This window comes from Thermomonospora umbrina, from assembly GCF_003386555.1.
GTDB classification, from domain to species: Bacteria; Actinomycetota; Actinomycetes; order Streptosporangiales; family Streptosporangiaceae; genus Thermomonospora; species Thermomonospora umbrina.
The window spans coordinates 921,277-940,182 of sequence record NZ_QTTT01000001.1; the positions used below are offsets into that span (position 1 = coordinate 921,277).

Genomic DNA, 18,906 nt, shown 5'->3' on the forward strand with positions numbered 1-18,906 from the left:
AAGTCCCTCTCACCCGGACCATCGACTCGGGCAGACGGCCAAACCCGGAGTGGCACCGTGAAGGCACACCCACCCCTTGGCGGGGACGGTCGTCGCGTCTCCTGGCGGGGGCGGTCGTCGCGGTGCGGCGCATGGGTGCCGGTGGGACTCATGTCGGGACGGCGAGGGTCAAGGGGAGGACGGCGGGGGCGCCGGAGCGGCGGAGGAGGCGGGTGGCGACGGTCATGGTCCAGCCGGTGTCGATGCGGTCGTCGATCAGGAGGAGGGGGCCGGCGGCGGTGGTGACGGCGGCGGCCAGGTCGTCGAGCACGGTGAGGGCGTGCCAGACGGAGCGGAGGCGCTGGGCGCTGTTGTGGCGGCGTGGGGTGCTCGGGCCGGTGGGGGTGAGGGAGCCCAGGTAGGGCAGGCGGCCGATCTCGGCGATGCGGTGGCCCAGGTCGGTGACGAGGCGGGGGCGGGAGCGGGAGCCGATGGTGACGACGCCGACCGGGCGCTGCGACCAGTCCCAGGTGGAGAGGACCTTCACCACCGCCGCGAACATGTCGTCGGGGATCTCGGTGTCGGGGGCGGTGTCGGCGAGGAGTGCGCGCAGCCGGTTGCCCCAGCCGATGTCGGTGAGTCGGCCCAGGGCGCGGCCGGGTTCGGCGAGGACGTCGGCGGGGATGCGGCCGGAGACCCCGAGGTCGTCCTTGACGCCGGTCGGCCACATCTTGCGGGGGGCCACGTCGACACCCGGGCGACGGAGGCGTTGTGCGGCCTGATCCGCGTCGGTGGGCGAGACCTCGGCGGACCATCGCCGGTCGGTGCAGTTGTCGCAACGGCCGCACGGACGGGCCTCGGGGTCGTCGAGTCGGTGGCGCAGGTACTCCTCACGACATCCGTCGGTGCTCAGGTAGTCGAGCATCGCCTGCTGTTCACGGGTGCGTTCGGCGGCCACGCGTTCGTAGCGTTCCCGGTCGTAGGCCCAGGGACGTCCGGTCGCCGTCCAGCCGCCCTTGACGCGGCGGACCGCACCGTCCACGTCGAGGACCTTGAGCATCATCTCCAGTCGGCTGCGGCCCAGGTCGACGAGCGGCTCGAGGGCGCCGGTGGACAGGGGACGACCCGCGGCGGCCAAGGCGTCGAGCGTGGCGCGGACCACCGGCTCGGACGGAAAGGCCAGACCGGCGAAATACGCCCAGATGTCGCGGTCCTCCGGGCCGGGCAGGAGGATGACCTCCGCGCGGTCCACACCGCGCCCGGCCCGGCCGATCTGCTGGTAGTAGGCCACCGGGGACGGGGGTGCGCCCATGTGCACGATGAACCCCAGGTCGGGCTTGTCGAAGCCCATGCCCAGCGCGCTGGTGGCGACGAGAGCCTTGAGCTTGTTGTCGAGCAGGTCCCGTTCGGCCTGGAGACGTTCGGCCGGGTCGGTCTGGCCCGAGTAGGCCGCCACCTCGAACCCGCGATCGCGCAGGAACCCGGCGACCTCGTGGGCGGCGGCGACGGTCAGCGTGTAGACGATGCCCGACCCCGGCAGCGCGACGAGCTGCGAGGCCAGCCAGGCGAGGCGCTGCTCCGCGTTCGCCAACCGGACGACCGCCAGGCGCAGCGACTCGCGCTCGAGCGGGCCCCGCAGCACCAGGGCGCCCCCGTGCTCCCCGTCCGCGTCCCCGGCCCCGAGCTGCTCGGCGACGTCCTGGGTGACCCGGGCGTTGGCGGTCGCGGTGGTGGCCAGCACGGGCACGTCGTCGGGGAGGTCGGCCAGCAGCGTCCGCAGCCGCCGGTAGTCGGGCCGGAAGTCGTGGCCCCAGTCGGAGATGCAGTGGGCCTCGTCCACCACGACCAGCCCGGCCCCGGCCGCGAGCCTGGGCAGCACGGCGTCGCGGAAGTCGGGGTTGTTGAGCCGTTCGGGACTGACCAGCAGAACGTCCACCACCCCCGCCTCGACCTCGGCGAACACCCCCTCCCAGTCGTCGACGTTGGCCGAGTTGACGGTGCGGGCGCGGATGCCCGCCCGGTCGGCCGCCTCGATCTGGTTGCGCATCAGGGCCAGCAACGGCGAGACGATCACGGTGGGTCCGGCGCCCCGTTCGCGGAGCAGCCGGGTGGCCACGAAGTAGACTGCCGACTTGCCCCAGCCGGTGCGCTGGACGACCAGCGCCCGCCGCCGTTCGACGACCAGCGCCCGGATCGCCGTCCACTGGTCGTCGCGGAGCCGTGCGTGATCACCGGCCAGCGCCCGCAGACAGCTCTCGGCCCGGTCGCGCAGCGCGTCGTGTGTCTCGCTCATGCCCCTTTGCTATCAGTACGCCACGGGAGCTCGGAACCAGAATGATGTTCTGTGGATAACCGGCCGACCTCGCGGTGATCCCCCACGGCTGCGGAACGGACCCGTAAAGCCCGACCGGATGCCGCCCGATGGGGTGCGCCGCCGTCGCCCGGCGGCGCGCACCCGCATGCCGACGGGGCTGAGAACGCGGCCCGAATTCTGTCGGTGGCCGTCGATAGCGTGCCGGACATGTACCGACAGGGAGACGTTCTCATCCAGCCCATCGCCGACGACCAGGTGTCCGAGGAGATCAGGACGATGCCCCCCGCGCCCCGGGACGGCCGGGGCCGCATGGTGCTCGCCCTCGGAGAGGCGACCGGTCACGCCCACGCCCTCACCGCCCCCGGCTCACTGCTCCGGGACGGCGATCCGATGACCCCCGATCATCTGCACCTGCCCTCCGGCGGTCGCCTGGTCCACGAGGAGCACGCCGCGATCTCGCTGCCCGCAGGCTGGTACAGGGTCGTCCGACAGCGCGAGTACATCCCCGGAGCCGTCCGCGTCGTCGCCGACTGACCTCCCGCCCCCGTGACGCAAGACCATCGATGACCCGAGAGGAACCTTCATGACCGCTTTGGTGGCCGAGGACTGGCAGTCCGTGGCCTTCAGGACCGGTGCGGCCGAGCGAGAGCGGGCGGAGGACGGGGTCCGCGCGGCCTACCGGGCCGCGGGGCTGGCCGTTCCGGAGCGTTTCGTCTGGGCCCCGTCGCCCGCGGCGGGCGCCATCGCCGCCACGCTGATCCACGAGCGGGACACCGCGATGCGGACGCTGAGCGAGGCCGGGCTCGGCGACGCCGCCGCGATGGTCCGGGACCTCCTCGGCGACCTGGATGCCGGTCGCGGCGTACGTGACGAGGTGCGCACGCGACCGTGGGAGCAGGCCCGGGCCGCCGCGTACGCCGACCTGGGCCCGCAGGAGTGGGCTCAGGTGTGGGCGCGGACGGCCGCCCGCGCCTGGGACTCGGTCAACGGCCTGGTGACGCGGGTGCGCCGGGGCATCGGCGAGCTGGGCGGCGAAGAGGCGGAGGCGCTGTTGCGCGGCGCGACCCTCGACGCGGTGCTCGGCCAGCACGACGCACCGTGGCTGTGGATGTTCGACGAGCTCGGACGCATGGACGGCCTCGAGGGGCTCTCCGAGGTCGCCCGCAACGCCGGCTGGTGGTGGCCGTACGAGCGCGTGGTCGTCATCTGCGAGCGTCCCGCCGAGCTGCACCGTGACGAGCCCGGCAGGCTCCACCGAGGAGACGGCCCCGCCCTGAGCTTCCCCGACGGGTTCGCCCTGCACGCGTGGCGCGGCATGCCCATCCCGGCCGACTTCGTCCAGACGCTCACCGCCCTGACGGCCGACCGCATCCGCCGAGAGGAGAACGCCGAGCTCCGCCGGGTGATGCTGGAGTACTACGGCTACGACCGTTACCTGTCCGACGTCGGCGCCAAGCCGCTGCACCGCGACGAGACGGGCGTCCTGTGGCGCATCGAACTCCCCGGCGACGAGCCCGTCGTCATGGTCGAGGTGGTCAACTCCACCCCGGAGCCCGACGGCTCGTACCGCACCTACTACCTGCGCGTCCCACCCGCCACCCGCACGGCCCGAGAGGGCGTCGCCTGGACGTTCGGCCTCTCGGAGGACGACTACCGCCCCCAGAAGGAGACCTGACCGCCCTAACAGTCCTCCCGAAAATCAAGGTCAGGCGTCGTGGGTCGGGGAGGGCCAGTGGGCGGGGATGCGTTCGAGGAGGCCGTCGGTGAAGACGTCGTAGAGGCCCAAGGGCTCGAGGTGGAGGTAGCCGATGTGGCAGTCGCAGGTCGCCGCCGGGCAGGGGCGGGGGCGGAGCGAGGCGCGGAAGGAGGCGTCGTAGAGGTTGCCGAGGGGTTCCGGCACGAAGTGGCAGCGGCGGACGTCGCCGTTGCCGTCGACGGAGACGACGGTGTCACCGGTCCGGCAGGGTAGGGCGCGGCTGCGGTGGGGGCGGCGGCTGTAGGAGAAGAGGGGGTCGATCTCGGTCCAGTGGGCGGCCTCCTCGTCGGTGTAGGTCCGGCCCTCGGCGGCGTTGACCCACAGGTAGGTCCCCGGAGGCAGGTCGGCGCGCAGGCGGCGGGCGGCGGGCAGGTGCTCGGGTTGGCCGACGATGCCGACGCTATGGCGTACGCCCCGCGACGTGAGGTCGCGGGACTTGGCCAGGAAGCGTTCGTAGGGGACCTGGTCCGGGTGGTAGGTGGTCCACAGGGCGAGGCGGCCGAGGTCGGCCTCGGAGGTCCAATCGGTGCGGTGGCTCAGGTTGGTCTGGATGGCGACCCGTTCCACATGGGGAAGGTGGCTGAGCCGGACGAGCGCACGGCGATACCAGGAACGGACCAGACCCTCGCCCCACGGAGTGAAGAGCACGGAGATCGGGTGCCGCTGGTCGGCGACCCAGTCCTCGAAGCGTTCGAGGGCGGCGCGGTCGGCGCGCAGTTGCTCCGGAGTGTCGCGCCGCTTGGCGAACGGGCAGTACGCGCAGTCGTAGTCGCAACTCGCCAACGGCCCGCGATAGAGAACGGTGAGGTGCCTCACCACCCGACCCCCCGGAACTCGAAGCGAACGGACGCCACCGGGCCTCGAAGGAATCCATGAGTCCTCACCGACGCGACGCTGAAGGCGAACACCCGCATGACCGGACCTCGCAGTTGCCCACGAGCCCTCACCGCGCGACGTGGAAACACGAACATCCCGATCACCGAACCTCGCAGACGCCCACGGGCCCTCACCACGCAACGCCGAAAGGCGAACACCCCGACCACCGCGCCTCGTAGGTGCCCACGAGCCCTTACCGCGCGACCCTGAAAAGCGCACACCCCCATCACCGGACCCCGCAGACGCCCACGAGCCCTCACCACGCGACCCTGAAAGGCGCACATCCCGATCACTGGACCTCGCAGGTGCCCACGAGCCCTCACCGCGCGACGCTGAAAGGCGAACACCCCCATCACCGGACCCCGTAGGTGCCCACGAGCCCTTACCGCGCGACCCTGAAAGGCGCACACCCCGATCACCCGGCCCCGTAGATGCCCACGAGCCCCCACCACGCGACGCCGAAAGGCGAACACCCCCATCACCGGACCCCGTAGGTGCCCACGAGCCCTTACCGCGCGACCCTGAAAGGCGCACACCCCGATCACCCGGCCCCGTAGATGCCCACGAGCCCCGACCACGCGACGCTGAAAGGCGCACATCCCGACCGCCGGACCTCGCGGATGCCCACGAGCCCCCACCACGCGACCCTGAAAAGCGCACACCCCCATCACCGGACCCCGCAGACGCCCACGAGCCCCCACCACGCGACGCCGAAAGGCGGACATCCCGATCACCGGGCCTCGTAGGTCTCCATGAGAGCCTGGACACGGGGAGAGAACAGCGCCGGGCCGATGGCGTCGGAGTGGGCCAAACCCTCAGGCGTGAGCCGGAGGACATCCGAACGTTCGTCGAGCCAGCCCCGTTCGACAAAGCGGGCCAACTCGGGGAAGTCGGTCATGGCGTCCCCGCCGAAGCGGCGGGTGTAGTCGGCACGTTCGAGACCGGCGGCCTGGAGCAGGGACTGGATGAGGTGTCGACGGCGACGGTCCTCGTCGTCCAACGAGAACCCGACGTGCGCGACGTCGAAGTCCGGTTCGCGGAGGTAGTCGTCGATGATGCCGCGCACCTGCCCGGCTCCCACCGCGTAGTCGAACGAGTAGTGCAGGCGGCCGGTGTACGACCGAGCGCCGGCACCGAGGCCGATCATGCCGTCGGTCTGGCAGCAGTACTCCGTGCCGGCGGCCGAGCCACGGCGTGGTGCCCCAGGGACCTCGACATCCTCGCGACGACGGAACATCCGCATGGACACCTGCTCGTAGCCGGCCGCCAAGAGGTGGTCGCGCCCCTCCAGGTAAAGCCGCATCCGCTGGTCGTCCCAGTCGGCCGCGCGCCGCCCCAACCCCGTGAGGGGCCGAACGTACAGCGGGTAGAGATACAACTCCTCCGGCTCCCAACGCAGGGCGGTGTCCAGGGAGTACCGCCACGATTCGGCGGTCTGGCCGTCGATGCCGTAGATGAGGTCGATGTTGAGGGTCGGGAAGCCCACGGCGCGGATGCGGTCGAGGGCGGTCTCGACCTCGGCGCGTTTCTGGGGGCGCACGGCCGCGCGGGCCTCCTCGTCGATGAAGCTCTGCACGCCGATGGAGATCCGGGTCGTTCCGCGTTCGGCGAGGACCGTCAGCCGGTCGGTGGTCGCGGTGGCCGGGGACGTCTCGACGGCGAGCGGGACGGCCCGCAGGTCCGCGAAGCGTTCGGCGATGTCGCAGAGCCGCGTGAGCTCCGGCGCCGTCAGGTAGGTGGGCGTACCGCCGCCGATCGCGGTCGTGGCGAACGACGCCCCGCCGAGGGTGTCGAGCGCGTCGCGCACCGCCGTCGCCTGCCGTTCGAGCGCGTCCAGGTAGGCGGTGGTGAGGTCCTCGGTCGCGCCGGTACGGGTGAACAGGTTGCAGAAGCCGCAGCGCATCTCGCAGAACGGCACGTGCAGGTAGAGGAAGAGGGAGCCGAGGTCCTCCCCCGCCCATACGTCGTGGAGCCGGGGCCGGGGTTTCAGGTGCCGGTACGCGGTCTTGTGCGGATAGGCGTAGACGTAGCCCTGGTACGGGCCGACGGCGGCCTCGACGGTGTCGGTGACGGTCATGACAGCACGAACTCCCCGTAAGGAACGGTCCAGACGGCCTCGTGGCCGATCCGGTGCCCGGTGTGGCCGTCCTCCCCGTAGGCGGTGCCATGGTCCGAGCAGATGATGACGAGGCACGGCCGCCGCATGAGCCCCAAGAGCCGGCCGATGTGCCGGTCCACGTACTCCAGCGCGGCGGCGTGGGACTCGATGGAGTCGCCGTGCTCCCGGATGGCTCCGTCGAGGTGGTACCAGTTGGGCTGGTGCAGCGCCGACACGTTCAGGAAGAGGAACAGCCTGCGGTCGGCGGGCAGCCGCGCCATGACCTCCGCGACCCGGGTGATCTGGTGCTCCAGCGATGCCGGGTCGGCGACCCCGAACCCCGGCTCCCAGTGGCTCTCGGCGAACAGCCCCGGCAGCGCGGAGCCCAGCGGTGTGAGCCCGTTGAAGAACCCGACGCCGCCCACGCACACCGTGTGATACCCGGCGGCGGCCAGCCCGGTCGGCAGGTCGGCGGCGTCGAACACCCAGGTCCCCGGCGCGGTCGTCTCGCTCCCCGGGAACGCGGCGGCGAACGGCCTCGGATGCGGCCCCGGGCCCGCCGGCGTCGGCAGGAACCCCGCGAACATGGCGGCGTGCGAGGCGTACGTGAAGCTGCCCGGCGCGTGCCGCCGCTCCCACCTCCCGCCCGGCAGCACCGCCGCCAGATCGGGTGTACGCCCGGCCTCGACGAGCGCGGCGGCCACGTCGTACCGCAGCGTGTCCAGCGTCACCAGCAGCAGATCATGGCTGCCGACGACCTCGTTCATGTCGATCACACGCCTCCCCCTCCTCCGCTCACGTCCGCCGCCCCCTGCGCGCACCCGAACCCGCGCCGCGAGCCGTGGGCGCATGGTGCCGCCGTTCGGGAGAGGGCGGCCCTGACCTGGGCGGTGTAGGTGTCGAGGCCCTCGGCGGCCGTGCCGGGGAGGCCGGGGAGGTTCGGGAGGAGGTCGCCGAAGGCGTTGACCTCGGCGACGGAGAGGCCGTGCCAGTCGAGGCCCACGAGGAGGTCGACGCCGACCATGGGGCTGCCGGGGAAGCGGCGGGCGGCATCGGCGCACACGGCGAGGGCCCGCCGCCAGCCGGTCTCCCCCAGGGCGGCGCGGACGGCGGTGAGGTCGCCGCGCAGGCCGCCCAGGTGCAGGTTGGTCATGGGGTGGCGGCTGGTGCGGACGACGGCGTGGGTCGGGACGCCGTCGATCACCACGACCCGCAGGTCGAGGACGCGGCCGTCGAGGGCGGCCTTGGGCACCCACCGCTCCACGTGGAGGCCGTCGGTGGCGAGGGCGTCGATGAGGGCGGCGACCTCGGGCTCCGTCTCGTACGAGCGGACGCGCAGGGAGTTGCGGTAGCCGCCGTCGGGGGCGGGGACGGCGGAGGTGACGGCCTTGATCCGGCGGCCGGCGAACTGGAGCGCGACGACCCCCGAGCCCGACGAGCCGTGCGCGGGCTTGACGAAGACCCGCGACCATCGGGCCTCGGAGAGCCGTTCCCGCAGGTGGGCGTAGTCGTGGACGGCACCGCCCAGAGCGGGCGGGACCGGCACCCCGGCCGCCGACAGGCGAGCGTGGCAGCGCCGCTTGTCGAACATGACCGCGATCTCGTCGGGGTCGTTCACCATCACCGCCCCGTCCCGCCGGGCGCCGGCGGCGATGCGGGAGAGGGCGGCGGTGAACGTCGCGTACCAGCGGGCGCCGCCGCCGACCCGGGCGGGGTCGCCGGGCCCGCGCAGCAGCGCGTCGCACGCGGCGTCCTCGCCCGGGGAGTCGATGCGCAGCAGGGTCCCCGGGCGGAACGACGGCGGGACGTCCGACAGCACGTCACGCCAGGCGAGCACGTCGGGCGGCGGGAGCCCGGACGCCTCGCACGCGGCGGCGAAGAGGGTCACCCTCCGGTCGCCGGGTGTGCCGACCACGGTGAAGGTCATGGCTACTCCGAGACCATGACCCAGCGGTCGTCATCGTCGCCGGAGTGGCCGTTGCCCTCGCTCAGGTCGACGCGGACGCCGGGCAGCGCGGCGCGGACGCGGGCCTCCATCGCCTCGCTGAGGTAGTGATGGTGCAGGTCGAGGCTGCGCAGATGGGTCAGCGGCTGCCCGGCCAGCAGCGCCTCGGCGCCGGTGTCGCTCAGCGTGCCCATGGACAGCGCCAGCGTCTCCAGCCGGGCGACGATCGGGGCCTGCGCGACCGCCGCCGCGATCTCGTCCTGGATCTCGGAGTCCTGGAGACCGAGGTGACGAAGGGCCGGCAGCCGTTCACCGGACAGGATCGGCGCGAGGTCGGCGACCGTGGCGTCACCGCCGTAGTTCTCCATGCCGAGCCACATCTCCAGCCGTTCCAGCGCCGGCAGCTCGGAGGCGGCGACGGCGCGGACCAGCTCACCGGGCAGGCCGCCGGACTCGAACCACAGCTCGCGCAGGTGCGCGCCGCGGAAGGGCCGCAACCGCTGCCCCTCCACCGCGGGCTCCTCACCGCTGCGCAGCCCGAGCCGCTCCAGGCGCGGGTACGCGGTGACGATGGGCCCGATGTCGACGAGCGGGATCCAGGAGATCTCGCGTTCCTCCACCACGACGTCGCCGACGAAGAGGGAGCGCAGGTTCTTGAGGCGGTCGGCGGCGGCCACCAGCTCGGCCGTCACGTCGCTGCGGTCGCCGGGGCCGCCGTAGTACTCCCACCAGCCGATGACCAGGGCCGTCACCGAACCGGGGTCGACCACCTCGAGGAACCGGTCGAAGACCCGCCCGAAGGAGCCCTCGGTCTGCTCGACCCTGACCCGCCAGGCGACCCCGGCGGGCGGCGCGTCGAGGGCCTCCCCGTTGCGCCGGACGCCCCCCTCGGTGAAGTCGACCACCGGCAGGTCGGCGAACTCGTTCAAGCGTCCGTGGATCAGCATGGGTCGTCCCCCTTCGAACGCGCGGCCGTCACTCGGCCACCGCCACGAAGCGCCACTCCTCGTCCGGGTCCTCCTGGCCGTCGAGGTCGACCTCGACGCCGGGGAGCGCCGTGCGGACCCGGGTCACCATCGCGTCGCTGAGGTAGTGGTGGTGCAGGTTGAGGGAACGCAGGTGGGTGAGGGGCTGGCCGGACAGCAGCGCCTCCGCGCCCTCGTCGGTCAGCGCGCCCATGGACAGGTCCAGCGACTCCAGCCGGGCCACCACGGGGGCCGCGGCGACGGCGACGGCGATCTCGTCCTGGATCTCGGAGTCCTGCAGACCGAGGTGGCGCAGTGCGGGCAGCCGCTCGCCGGACAGGATCGGCGCCATGTCGGCGACCGTGGCGTCGCCGCCGTAGTCGCCGACGCCGAGCCACATCACGAGGCTCTCCAGGTTGGGCAGGTCGGAGGCGGCGACCGCGCGGACCACGCCGGCGGGCAGGCCGCCGGACTCGAACCTCAGCTCGCGCAGGTGCTCGCTGTGCAGCGGGTCGAGGGCGAGCCCGCCGCCGCCGCGCACGCCCAGCCGCTCCAGCAGGGGGAACCTCGCCAGCAGCTCACCGATATGGGACTGCTCGATCCACGAGATCTCCGACTCCTCCATCACGATGTCGCCGATGAACAGCGAACGGACGTTCGGGAACCGGTCGGCGACGGAGGCCAGCGGCTTGAACGGCGCGCACTCCTCGTCCTCGTAGGACATGTTCCAGTAGCCGATGATGAGCGCGGTGACCTTCTCGGTGTCCACGTACTCCACGAAGCGCCCGAGCACCTCGGCGAACGCGGCGTCCTCGAAATGGGTGCCGACGTGCCAGGCGACGGAGTCGGCCTCGGGCAGCCCTTCGCGTTCGGTGTCCGGGCCGAAGCCGTGAACGGGCAGGCCGGCGTACTCGGTGAGGTGCTCGACGATCATGGGTCGCCTTTCCGATGTTTGGGACGGGACAGTCCTATCAGAGGCCGCCGACAACCCTCTCCCGATACGCGAAAGCCCCCCGGCCGGACAATCCGACCGAGGGGCTGACGAGGCGCGGATCAGGACGACGGCAGCACGGAGCCCCGGTACCTGTCCTGGATGAACTTCTTGACCTCGGCGCTCTGCAGCAGTTCGACGAGCTTCCTCACCTGCGGGTCGTTCTCCTCACCGGCCTGGGTGACGATCCCGTTGGCGTAGGGGTTGCCGGCGGCCCTCTCCAGCACGAGGGCGTCCTTGGCGGGGGTCAGCCCGCCTTCGAGGGCGTAGTTGCCGTTGATGACGGCCGCGTCGACGTCCTGGAGGGAGCGGGGGAGCTGGGCGGCCTCCAGCGCCTTGAACTTCAGGCCCTTGGCGTTGGCGGCGACGTCGCGTTCGGTGGCGTTGGCGCCCGCGCCCGGCTTGAGGGTGATCAGCCCGTTGTCGGCGAGCAGCTTCAGGGCCCGGGCGCCGTTCGTGGCGTCGTTGGGAATGGCCACGGTGGCGCCCTGCTTCAGCTCGTTCAGGGACGTGACCTTCTTGGAGTACGCGCCGAGCGGCTCCAGGTGGACCGGCGCGACGAACGCGAGCTTGACGCCCTTGGACTGGGCGAAGTCGTCCAGGTAGGGCTTGTGCTGGAAGTAGTTGGCGTCGAGGCGGCCCTCGTCGAGCGCGATGTTCGGCTGCACGTAGTCCGAGAACTCCTCGATCTCCAGCTTGAGCCCCTGGGGCCCGGCCAGCCGGTCCTTGACGAAGCCCAGGATCTCGGCGTGGGGCGACGGGCTGGCGCCGACCTTGAGCACGTCGTCGGAGCCGCCCGAGCCCTCGTCGGAGGAGCCGCAGGCGGTCAGCCCGAACAGCAGTCCGGCGGAGGCGACGGCGACGGTCAGTTTGCGAAGCACGACAAGTGCCCTTCTCTCTCGGTGAACGAAGAAATCAGCGGTGGCTCAGCCTGCGGGCGAGGAGGTCGCCGAGCATCTGGACGAGCTGGACGATGACGATCAGCACGACGACGGTGGCGACCATCACCCCGGTCTCGAAGCGCTGGTAGCCGTAGCGGTCGGCGAGGTCGCCCAGTCCCCCGCCGCCGATGGTGCCCGCCATGGCGGAGTAGCCGATCAGCGCGATCACGGTGACGGTCAGGCCCGCGACCAGCCCGGGCCGGGCCTCGCGGAGCAGCACCTTCCCCACGATCTGCCACCGGGAGGCGCCCATCGCCTGGGCGGCGGCCACGACCCCGGGGTCGACCTCCCGCAGCGAGGTCTCCACCAGCCGGGCGTAGAACGGGATGGCGGCGACGGTCAACGGCACGATGGCGGCATCGGTGCCGATGGTGGTGCCGACGACGGCGCGCGTGAACGGCAGGATCGCGACCATCAGGATGATGAACGGCAGCGAACGGCCGACGTTGACCACGGCCCCGAGCACCTTGTTGACCGGCGGGGCGGGCAGCAGTCCGCCGCGTTCGGTGAGCACCAGCAGCACGCCGAGCAGCACCCCGCCCAGCCCGGACAGCGCCGCCGACCAGACGGTCATCTGCAGCGTCTCCACCGTGGCGGTGCGCAGCAGCGGCGAGATCTCGTCCCAGGTCATGAGGCGGCCCCTTCGAGCGCGGTGTCCCGTCCGTGGACCTCGACGGTCAGCCCGGAGTCCCGGAGATGGGCGAGCTGGGCGGCGTTCACGTCGGGGTCGCCGGGCAGCTCGATGCGCAGCCGGCCGACCCGTAGGTCGCCGACCCTCTCGACGGCGCCGCCGAGGATGTTGACGTCGATGGAGTACCTGCGGGCCAGCTCCGACACGAACGGCCGGTCGGCGGCGTCGCCGACGAACGTCACGTCCACGGCGGTGGTCCCCGGCCGCGGCGTCGGTTCGGGCAGCGGGAACAGGCCGCGGGCGAGCTGCGAGCCGGGCCGCGTCAGCAGCTCGGCGATCGGCCCGGACTCGGCGAGCCGGCCGTCCCGCATGATCGCGGCCGAGTCGCAGATCCGCTTGACCACGTCCATCTCGTGGGTGATCAGCAGGATCGTCAGGCCCAGCTCCCGGTTGAGGGAGCGCAGCAGTTCCAGGATGGAGCCGGTGGTCTCGGGGTCGAGGGCGGAGGTCGCCTCGTCCGACAGCAGGACCCGGGGGCGGCCGGCGAGCGCGCGGGCGATGCCGACGCGCTGCTTCTGGCCGCCGGAGATCTGCGCGGGGTAGGCGCGGGCGTGCTCGGTGAGGCCGACCAGCTCCAGCAGCTCGGCGACGCGGGCCGCGCGTTCGCCGCGGGGCACGCCCATGACCTCGAGCGGGAACGCGACGTTGCCCGCCACGGTCCGGCCGGTGAGCAGCCCGAAGTGCTGGTGGATCATCCCGATGCCCTGTCGGGCGGCGCGCAGCTCGCGGCCGGACAGGGCGAGCAGGTCGCGGCCGTCGACCCTCACCCGACCGGAGTCGGGGCGTTCCAGCAGGTTGACGCACCGCAACAGGGTGCTCTTGCCGGCGCCGCTGCGCCCCAGCACCCCGAAGATCTCGCCTTCGCGGACCCGCAGGTCGACACCGTCCACGGCGGTCACGGTGCGACCGCGCGCACGGTACGTTTTTCGAAGTTTTTCTATCTGAATCACAGGAAATCATCCCGGAGGTCGGCGGCCCGGCGGCCCGGTCGGTCGGCTGGCGAACGGCCGGCGCGACGGCCGGCCGGCGGAGGGCGCACGCGGGCGCGCGTCCCGTCAGCAGGTCCCGGGCGGGTAGGGGGCGTGGCTCAGCAGGTGCAGTACGAAGATCATGTGCGGTGCGCTTCGACGAGGTCGGCTCTCGCTCGCTTCGGGGCGCGAGTCAGATGGGGGCCCTCAGTGGCTGCACATTCGACAACGGCACGTACACCCCATCGCCCGCGGAGCACGCGGGCGGCGCGTCGGGCATGGGCGTACGGCGGTCATGTCACGAGTGAAGCACACGAACACCCCTGTGGCCAAATCGGCACGTACCCGACAAAGCGCCCCCCGGCGCTCGGGGCTCCGGGTCAGATCCAGCCGCGGTCGCGCGCGACGCGGACGGCGGAGTGCCGGTTGTCGGCGGACAGCTTGATGACCGTCGACGACAGGTAGTTGCGGACCGTGCCCTCCGACAGCCCCAGGGAGCGGGCGATCCGGGAGATCGGGGAGCCGTCGGCGGCGGCGCGCAGGGCGTCCAGCTCGCGCGGGGTCAGCGGGCACTCCTCGGCGGCCAGCGCGTCGGCGGCCAACTGCGGGTCGATGTGGCGGGCGCCCCCCGCCACCTGCCGGATCACCCGGGCGAGCTGGGCCCCCGGGGTGTCCTTGCCGAGGAACCCCCGGACCCCGGCGGCCATGGCGCGCCGCAGGTTGCCGGGCCGGCCGTGCGCGGTGACCACGATCAGCCGGCAGCCGGGCAGGTCGCGGGACAGCCGTTCGGCCGCCGCGAGCCCGTCCATCCCCGGCATGTCGATGTCGAGCACCGCCACGTCGGGCCGCAGCTCGCGGGCGCGGGCGACGGCGTCGTCGCCCCGACCCACGTCGGCGACCACGTCGATGCCGTCCTCGGTCTCCAGCAGGAGCACCAGCGCCTCCCGGATGAGGAGGTGGTCGTCGGCCAGCAGCACCCGGATCATCCCGCCGCCCTCTGTCATCAAGGCCCCTTCTGCGGCACGGTGGCCGTCACCCGGAACGTCCCGTCGCCGAGGTGCCCGGCGGTGAACTCGCCGCCGGCGGCGGCGATCCGCTCAGAGAGCCCGACCAGCCCGCTGCCGCCCTCACCGGCGGCCCGGCGGCCGGCCCCGTCGTTGACGATCTCCAACCGTACGCCGTCCGCCGTGGCGCCCACCTCGATGCGGCATCGGGTGGCGGCGCTGTGCCGCAGCACGTTGGTGACCGCCTCGCGGGCCACCCAGCCCAACGGCTGGTGGACGTGCGGCGGCAGGTCGGGCAGCATCTCGGGCGGCTCACAGCCGATGCCCGCCGCCCGCAGCACCGCCGACGCCCCCTCCAGCTCGGCGCGCAGCGAGGTGGCGCGGTAGCCGCGGACGACCTCGCGGACGTCCCGGACGGAGTCGCGGGCCATCCGCTGGATCTCGGTCAGCTCCTTGCGGACCCGCGCCTGGTCGCGGTCGAGGTAGCGCTCGGCGACCTCGGCCCGCAGCGCGACCGCCTGGAGGCTGTGCCCGAGCACGTCGTGCAGGTCGCGGGCGAACCGCTGCCGCTCCTCCCCCACGGCGGCCCTGGCCAGCTCGGCACGGGCCTCCCGCAGCTCCTGGACGACGTGGAACATCCAGATCGACACGAACCCCGACAGTGCCGCGAACGGGAACCAGAAGAACTCGAACACCACGGTCAGCACATGGAACCCCAGCAACAGGCCGTAGCCGGAGATGCCGAGCGTGCCCGCGGCGGTCACGACGATGGCCTGGCGGAGCGGGAGAACGAGCGGGATGAGCCCGGCGGGCGCGATCAGCGAGGTCACCCAGGTGTCCCCCAGCGCCCCCGGCAGCGCGCAGGACAGCACGGTGACGACCACGAGGCCCACCCGGTGCAGGGCGTGGGTGCGGCGCATCAGGTTCTGCCAGAGCAACCGCCCGTACAGCACGAGCACGCCGCCCATGGCGATCACCGCGAACGCGATCCGGGCCGGGTCGCGGCGGGTCGCCAGCTCGTACCAGAGGGCGGGCAGCATCACGCCGCCCAACGTCACCAACGAGATCCCCACGATGGCGACGGCGATCACGAGGGTGGGGGGAATGCGCGGTTGCACGGGACCTGCCTTCGCCGCCGACGGACCGGGCGCCCCAGCCTACCCCCCGAATTCGACCACCATGCGCCGACATTTCCATTATGCGCGCCGAACAATTTCATGGGACGACTCACAGAAAGCCGCCTGTTGTTTGCTAATGTCACCCTGTCCGAATGACGGAATGGGCGGGAAAGGTACGGTGAGGGGCCATGACCGGGGCGGTCGCCGACGCGGGCGGGATCAAGGTCACCGAGGGCGATCGGCGATTCGCGGCGCTCAGTCGCGGGTTCAATCCCCGCTGGCGGGCGCGACCCGACTACATCCGGCTGGTGAGCGACGGCTCGCAGGTCAGGCACGCCCTGGAGGAGGCCGTCAACGAGCCGGTGGCCGACCCCGCGCGGCGGCGCATCACGGTCCGCTCCGGCGGCCACTGCTATGAGGACTTCGTCTGCGCCGACGACGTCCGGGTGATCATCGACATGTCGCTGATGGACCGGGTGCAGTACGACCCGGCCCTGGACGCGGTCTGCGTCGACGCCGGGGTGACCAACGGCGACCTGCGGCGCAAGCTGTTCCTCAAGACCGGTCGCGTGCTGCCGGGCGGCTCCTGCCCCTCGGTCGGGATCGGCGGGCACATCCCCGTCGGCGGCTTCGGGCTGCTGTCCCGCCAGCACGGCCTGACCGTCGACTACCTGTACGGGGTCGAGGTCGCCGTCGTCGGCGCGGACCGCCGGGTGCGGCTGGTGACCGCCACCCGCGACAGCCGCGACCGCGACCTGCGCCGGCTGTGGTGGGCGCACACCGGAGGCGGCGGCGGGAATTTCGGCATCGTCACCAAGTTCTGGTTCCGCGACCTTCCGCAGGCGCCCGAGAAGGTGCTCTTCACCGCCAGCGGATGGAAATGGAGCACGATCGACAAGGAGCGGTTCCGGCGCATCGTCCGCAATTTCGGCCGGTTCTTCGCGGAGCATCGCGGGCCGGGGCCCTACGATCCGCTGTTCGCCATCCTCCAACTCACCCACAGCAGCCAGGACAAGATCGGCCTCATCGTCCAGATCGACGCCGGCGTGCCGGACGCGGAGAAACTGCTGACCGACTTCCTCAACGCGATGAACGAGGGTGTCGGCGTCGATCGGCACGCGCTGTCGGAGGCGTACGGCGAGTACCCGGCGTTCACCGGCCTGCACGCCCCGATCATGCTGCCCTGGGACACCGTGGAGAAGCTGTTCGGCCCGGTCGACAATCTGCGGGCGGGCAAGCACAAGTCGGCGTACATGGTCGAGCCGCTGCCCGACGACCAGATCGACGCGCTGTGGGCCGGGCTGGCCGAGGACGCCGCGGGAGCCCGCCGCGACGCCGTCGTCCAGATCGACTCCTACGGCGGCGCGATCAACCGTCTGCGCCCGGGGCAGACCGCGGCACGACAGCGTTCGTCGATCCTCAAGCTGCAGCATCAGGTGTACTGGCCCATCGCCGAGAGCGGCGAGGGTCATCTCCGGTGGATCCGCACCCTCTACCGCAACATGTACCGGCGCACGGGCGGGGTGCCCCTGCCCCTGGCCGAACAGCCCGGGAGCCCGGTCACCGACGGCTGCTACATCGGCTACCCGGACGTCGACCTCGGCGACCCCGAGTGGAACACCTCGGACGTGCCCTGGCCCGCGCTCTACTACGGCGAGGACTACGCCGTGCTGCGCCAGGTCAAGGACCGCTGGGATCCGCTGAACATCTTCCACCACCGCCAGTCGGTCGAGCCCCTACGGCACTCCGGCGACGGTGCTGCGGAACCGGGCCCGATAGGCGGAGGGGGTCACGCCCAGATGCCTGAGGAAGGCCCGGCGTAGCGACTCGTCGGACCCGAGCCCGGAGCGCCGGGCCGCCCCGGTGACGGTCTCCCCGGACTCCAGGAGCGCCTGTGCCGCCTCCACCCGGAGCGCCTCCACGTGAGCGGCCGGGGTGGTGTCGACGCCATCGCGGAACAGCCGCGTCAGGTGCCGGACGCTCACCCCGGCCCTGCCCGCCATGGCGGGCAGGGAGTGGTCGGCGGCGGGGTCGGCGGCGATCCCGTCGAGCACGGCGCGCAGCACGTCGTGCCGGGGCCGGGGCGTCCGGGAGGCCACCGAGAACTGCGACTGGCCTCCCGGGCGCTGCAGGAAGACCACGAGGTCCCGGGCCACCTCGCGGGCCAGGCCGGGGCCCTCGTCCTGCTCGACCATGGCCAGCGCCAGGTCGATGCCCGCGGTCACCCCGGCGGAGGTCATCAGACGACCGTCGCGGACGTAGATCGCGTCGGGCTCGACGGCGACGGCCGGATGGCGGCGGGCGAGGGCCTCGGCGTGCCGCCAGTGGGTGGTGGCCCGCCTGCCGTCCAGCAGACCCGCCTCGGCCAGCGCGAACGCCCCGGTGCACACGGAGGCGACCCGCCGGGAGACGTCCGCGAGCGCGGTGACCCCCTCCACCAGCCCCGGCACCGGCCGGACGGGCAGGTCGGGGGAACCGGGCACCACGACGGTGTGGGCGGCCCTCACATCCGCGAGGGCCGCGTCCGTGAGCAGACGGGTGCCCGCCGAGGTGGTCACCGCTCCCCCACCGGGCGAGCACAGGGTCAGCCGGTACGAGCCGCCCAGCCGCGACGCCGTGCTGAACACCTCCAGCGGGGCGGTCACGTCCATCAGCCGTACGCCGTCGTAGGCGACGATCACGATGTCCATGACGGTCAGCCTATGTCCATATCCGAGGGGTGCATGTCCGGATGGACATGGCGGCCGGGCCGGCGGCGCATCCATGATCAGGGGAGACCGATCACCACGGAGGCCCGCCATGACCCGTCCCCCCGTCCCGCCGTTCAGCGCGGAGGACGCCCGCGCCAAGGTGCAGGCCGCCGAGGACGCCTGGAACACCCGCGACCCGCAGCGGGTGGCGCTCGCCTACACCCCCGACTCGACCTGGCGGAACCGCGATGTGTTCATCACCGGCCGGGACGAGATCGTGGCCTTCCTGACCGACAAATGGGAACGCGAGCTGGACTACGCCCTCCGCAAGGAGCTGTGGGCCCACGGCGACGACCGGATCGCCGTGCGCTTCCAGTACGAGTGGCGCGACGCCTCCGGCCGCTGGTGGCGCAGCCACGGCAACGAACTCTGGGAGTTCGACGCGGAGGGCCTCATGCGGCGGCGCGAGGCGAGCATCAACGACGTCGCCATCGCCGAGGCGGACCGCCGCATCCACGGCCCCAGGCCCGCCGCCGAGCACGGCCGGCCGTTCCCCCTGCGGTGACGCGC

At 72.4% G+C, this 18,906-nt stretch carries 17 protein-coding genes; 4 read left to right on the forward strand and 13 right to left on the reverse strand.

Annotation, left to right across the window (positions count from 1 at the left end; translation table 11 throughout):
• Positions 1 to 148: 148 nt before the first annotated feature.
• A complete protein-coding gene (locus DFJ69_RS04035; protein ID WP_116021237.1) occupies positions 149 to 2,272 on the reverse strand; it encodes a RecQ family ATP-dependent DNA helicase in 2,124 nt (707 codons plus the stop codon).
• 228 nt (positions 2,273 to 2,500) lie between these two features.
• On the opposite strand from DFJ69_RS04035, the gene DFJ69_RS04040 reads away from it, so the two are divergent.
• On the forward strand, positions 2,501 to 2,827 hold the full coding sequence (locus DFJ69_RS04040) for a hypothetical protein (RefSeq protein ID WP_116021238.1): 327 nt from the start codon (positions 2,501 to 2,503) through the stop codon (positions 2,825 to 2,827).
• A 49-nt stretch (positions 2,828 to 2,876) separates the two neighbouring features.
• Positions 2,877 to 3,968, forward strand: coding sequence for a DUF6745 domain-containing protein (locus tag DFJ69_RS04045; RefSeq protein ID WP_116021239.1), 1,092 nt, complete (start codon positions 2,877 to 2,879; stop codon positions 3,966 to 3,968).
• Between the two features lie 30 nt (positions 3,969 to 3,998).
• Here DFJ69_RS04045 and DFJ69_RS04050 read toward each other — a convergent pair whose 3' ends face one another.
• From DFJ69_RS04050 to DFJ69_RS04100, 11 genes are all read right to left on the reverse strand, one after another.
• Positions 3,999 to 4,865 (reverse strand): STM4011 family radical SAM protein, encoded by an 867-nt coding sequence (locus DFJ69_RS04050; RefSeq protein ID WP_116026379.1) that lies wholly within the window; start codon positions 4,863 to 4,865, stop codon positions 3,999 to 4,001.
• A 790-nt stretch (positions 4,866 to 5,655) separates the two neighbouring features.
• A complete protein-coding gene (locus DFJ69_RS04055; RefSeq protein WP_116021240.1) occupies positions 5,656 to 7,002 on the reverse strand; it encodes an STM4012 family radical SAM protein in 1,347 nt (448 codons plus the stop codon).
• Complete coding sequence (locus DFJ69_RS04060; RefSeq protein ID WP_116026380.1) at positions 6,999 to 7,790, reverse strand: STM4013/SEN3800 family hydrolase; 792 nt, start codon at positions 7,788 to 7,790, stop codon at positions 6,999 to 7,001. Before DFJ69_RS04060 ends, DFJ69_RS04055 begins: the two co-directional genes overlap by 4 nt.
• Positions 7,791 to 7,795: 5 nt before the next feature.
• Positions 7,796 to 8,950, reverse strand: coding sequence for an STM4014 family protein (locus DFJ69_RS04065; RefSeq protein ID WP_170177530.1), 1,155 nt, complete (start codon positions 8,948 to 8,950; stop codon positions 7,796 to 7,798).
• 2 nt (positions 8,951 to 8,952) lie between these two features.
• Positions 8,953 to 9,915 (reverse strand): STM4015 family protein, encoded by a 963-nt coding sequence (locus DFJ69_RS04070; RefSeq protein WP_116021241.1) that lies wholly within the window; start codon positions 9,913 to 9,915, stop codon positions 8,953 to 8,955.
• Between the two features lie 28 nt (positions 9,916 to 9,943).
• On the reverse strand, positions 9,944 to 10,867 hold the full coding sequence (locus tag DFJ69_RS04075; protein WP_116021242.1) for an STM4015 family protein: 924 nt from the start codon (positions 10,865 to 10,867) through the stop codon (positions 9,944 to 9,946).
• Positions 10,868 to 10,986: 119 nt separating this feature from the next.
• Entirely contained in the window at positions 10,987 to 11,805 is an 819-nt protein-coding gene (locus tag DFJ69_RS04080) for a MetQ/NlpA family ABC transporter substrate-binding protein (RefSeq protein WP_116021243.1), read from the reverse strand.
• A 34-nt stretch (positions 11,806 to 11,839) separates the two neighbouring features.
• Positions 11,840 to 12,496, reverse strand: coding sequence for a methionine ABC transporter permease (locus DFJ69_RS04085; RefSeq protein WP_116021244.1), 657 nt, complete (start codon positions 12,494 to 12,496; stop codon positions 11,840 to 11,842).
• The gene (locus DFJ69_RS04090) at positions 12,493 to 13,506 is read right to left on the reverse strand and encodes a methionine ABC transporter ATP-binding protein (RefSeq protein WP_116021245.1); all 1,014 of its coding nucleotides are present in this window, start codon (positions 13,504 to 13,506) and stop codon (positions 12,493 to 12,495) included. Before DFJ69_RS04090 ends, DFJ69_RS04085 begins: the two co-directional genes overlap by 4 nt.
• 398 nt (positions 13,507 to 13,904) lie before the next feature.
• On the reverse strand, positions 13,905 to 14,510 hold the full coding sequence (locus DFJ69_RS04095) for a response regulator transcription factor (protein ID WP_116026381.1): 606 nt from the start codon (positions 14,508 to 14,510) through the stop codon (positions 13,905 to 13,907).
• Between the two features lie 17 nt (positions 14,511 to 14,527).
• Complete coding sequence (locus tag DFJ69_RS04100; RefSeq protein WP_116021246.1) at positions 14,528 to 15,646, reverse strand: sensor histidine kinase; 1,119 nt, start codon at positions 15,644 to 15,646, stop codon at positions 14,528 to 14,530.
• A 188-nt stretch (positions 15,647 to 15,834) separates the two neighbouring features.
• Between DFJ69_RS04100 and DFJ69_RS04105 the strand changes: the two genes are divergently transcribed.
• A complete protein-coding gene (locus DFJ69_RS04105) occupies positions 15,835 to 17,469 on the forward strand; it encodes an FAD-binding oxidoreductase (RefSeq protein WP_116021247.1) in 1,635 nt (544 codons plus the stop codon).
• Here DFJ69_RS04105 and DFJ69_RS04110 read toward each other — a convergent pair.
• On the reverse strand, positions 17,383 to 18,336 hold the full coding sequence (locus DFJ69_RS04110; RefSeq protein ID WP_116021248.1) for a GlxA family transcriptional regulator: 954 nt from the start codon (positions 18,334 to 18,336) through the stop codon (positions 17,383 to 17,385). The genes DFJ69_RS04105 and DFJ69_RS04110 overlap by 87 nt on opposite strands.
• A 109-nt stretch (positions 18,337 to 18,445) precedes the next feature.
• Between DFJ69_RS04110 and DFJ69_RS04115 the strand changes: the two genes are divergently transcribed.
• The gene (locus DFJ69_RS04115; protein WP_116021249.1) at positions 18,446 to 18,901 is read left to right on the forward strand and encodes a nuclear transport factor 2 family protein; all 456 of its coding nucleotides are present in this window, start codon (positions 18,446 to 18,448) and stop codon (positions 18,899 to 18,901) included.
• Positions 18,902 to 18,906: the final 5 nt, after the last annotated feature.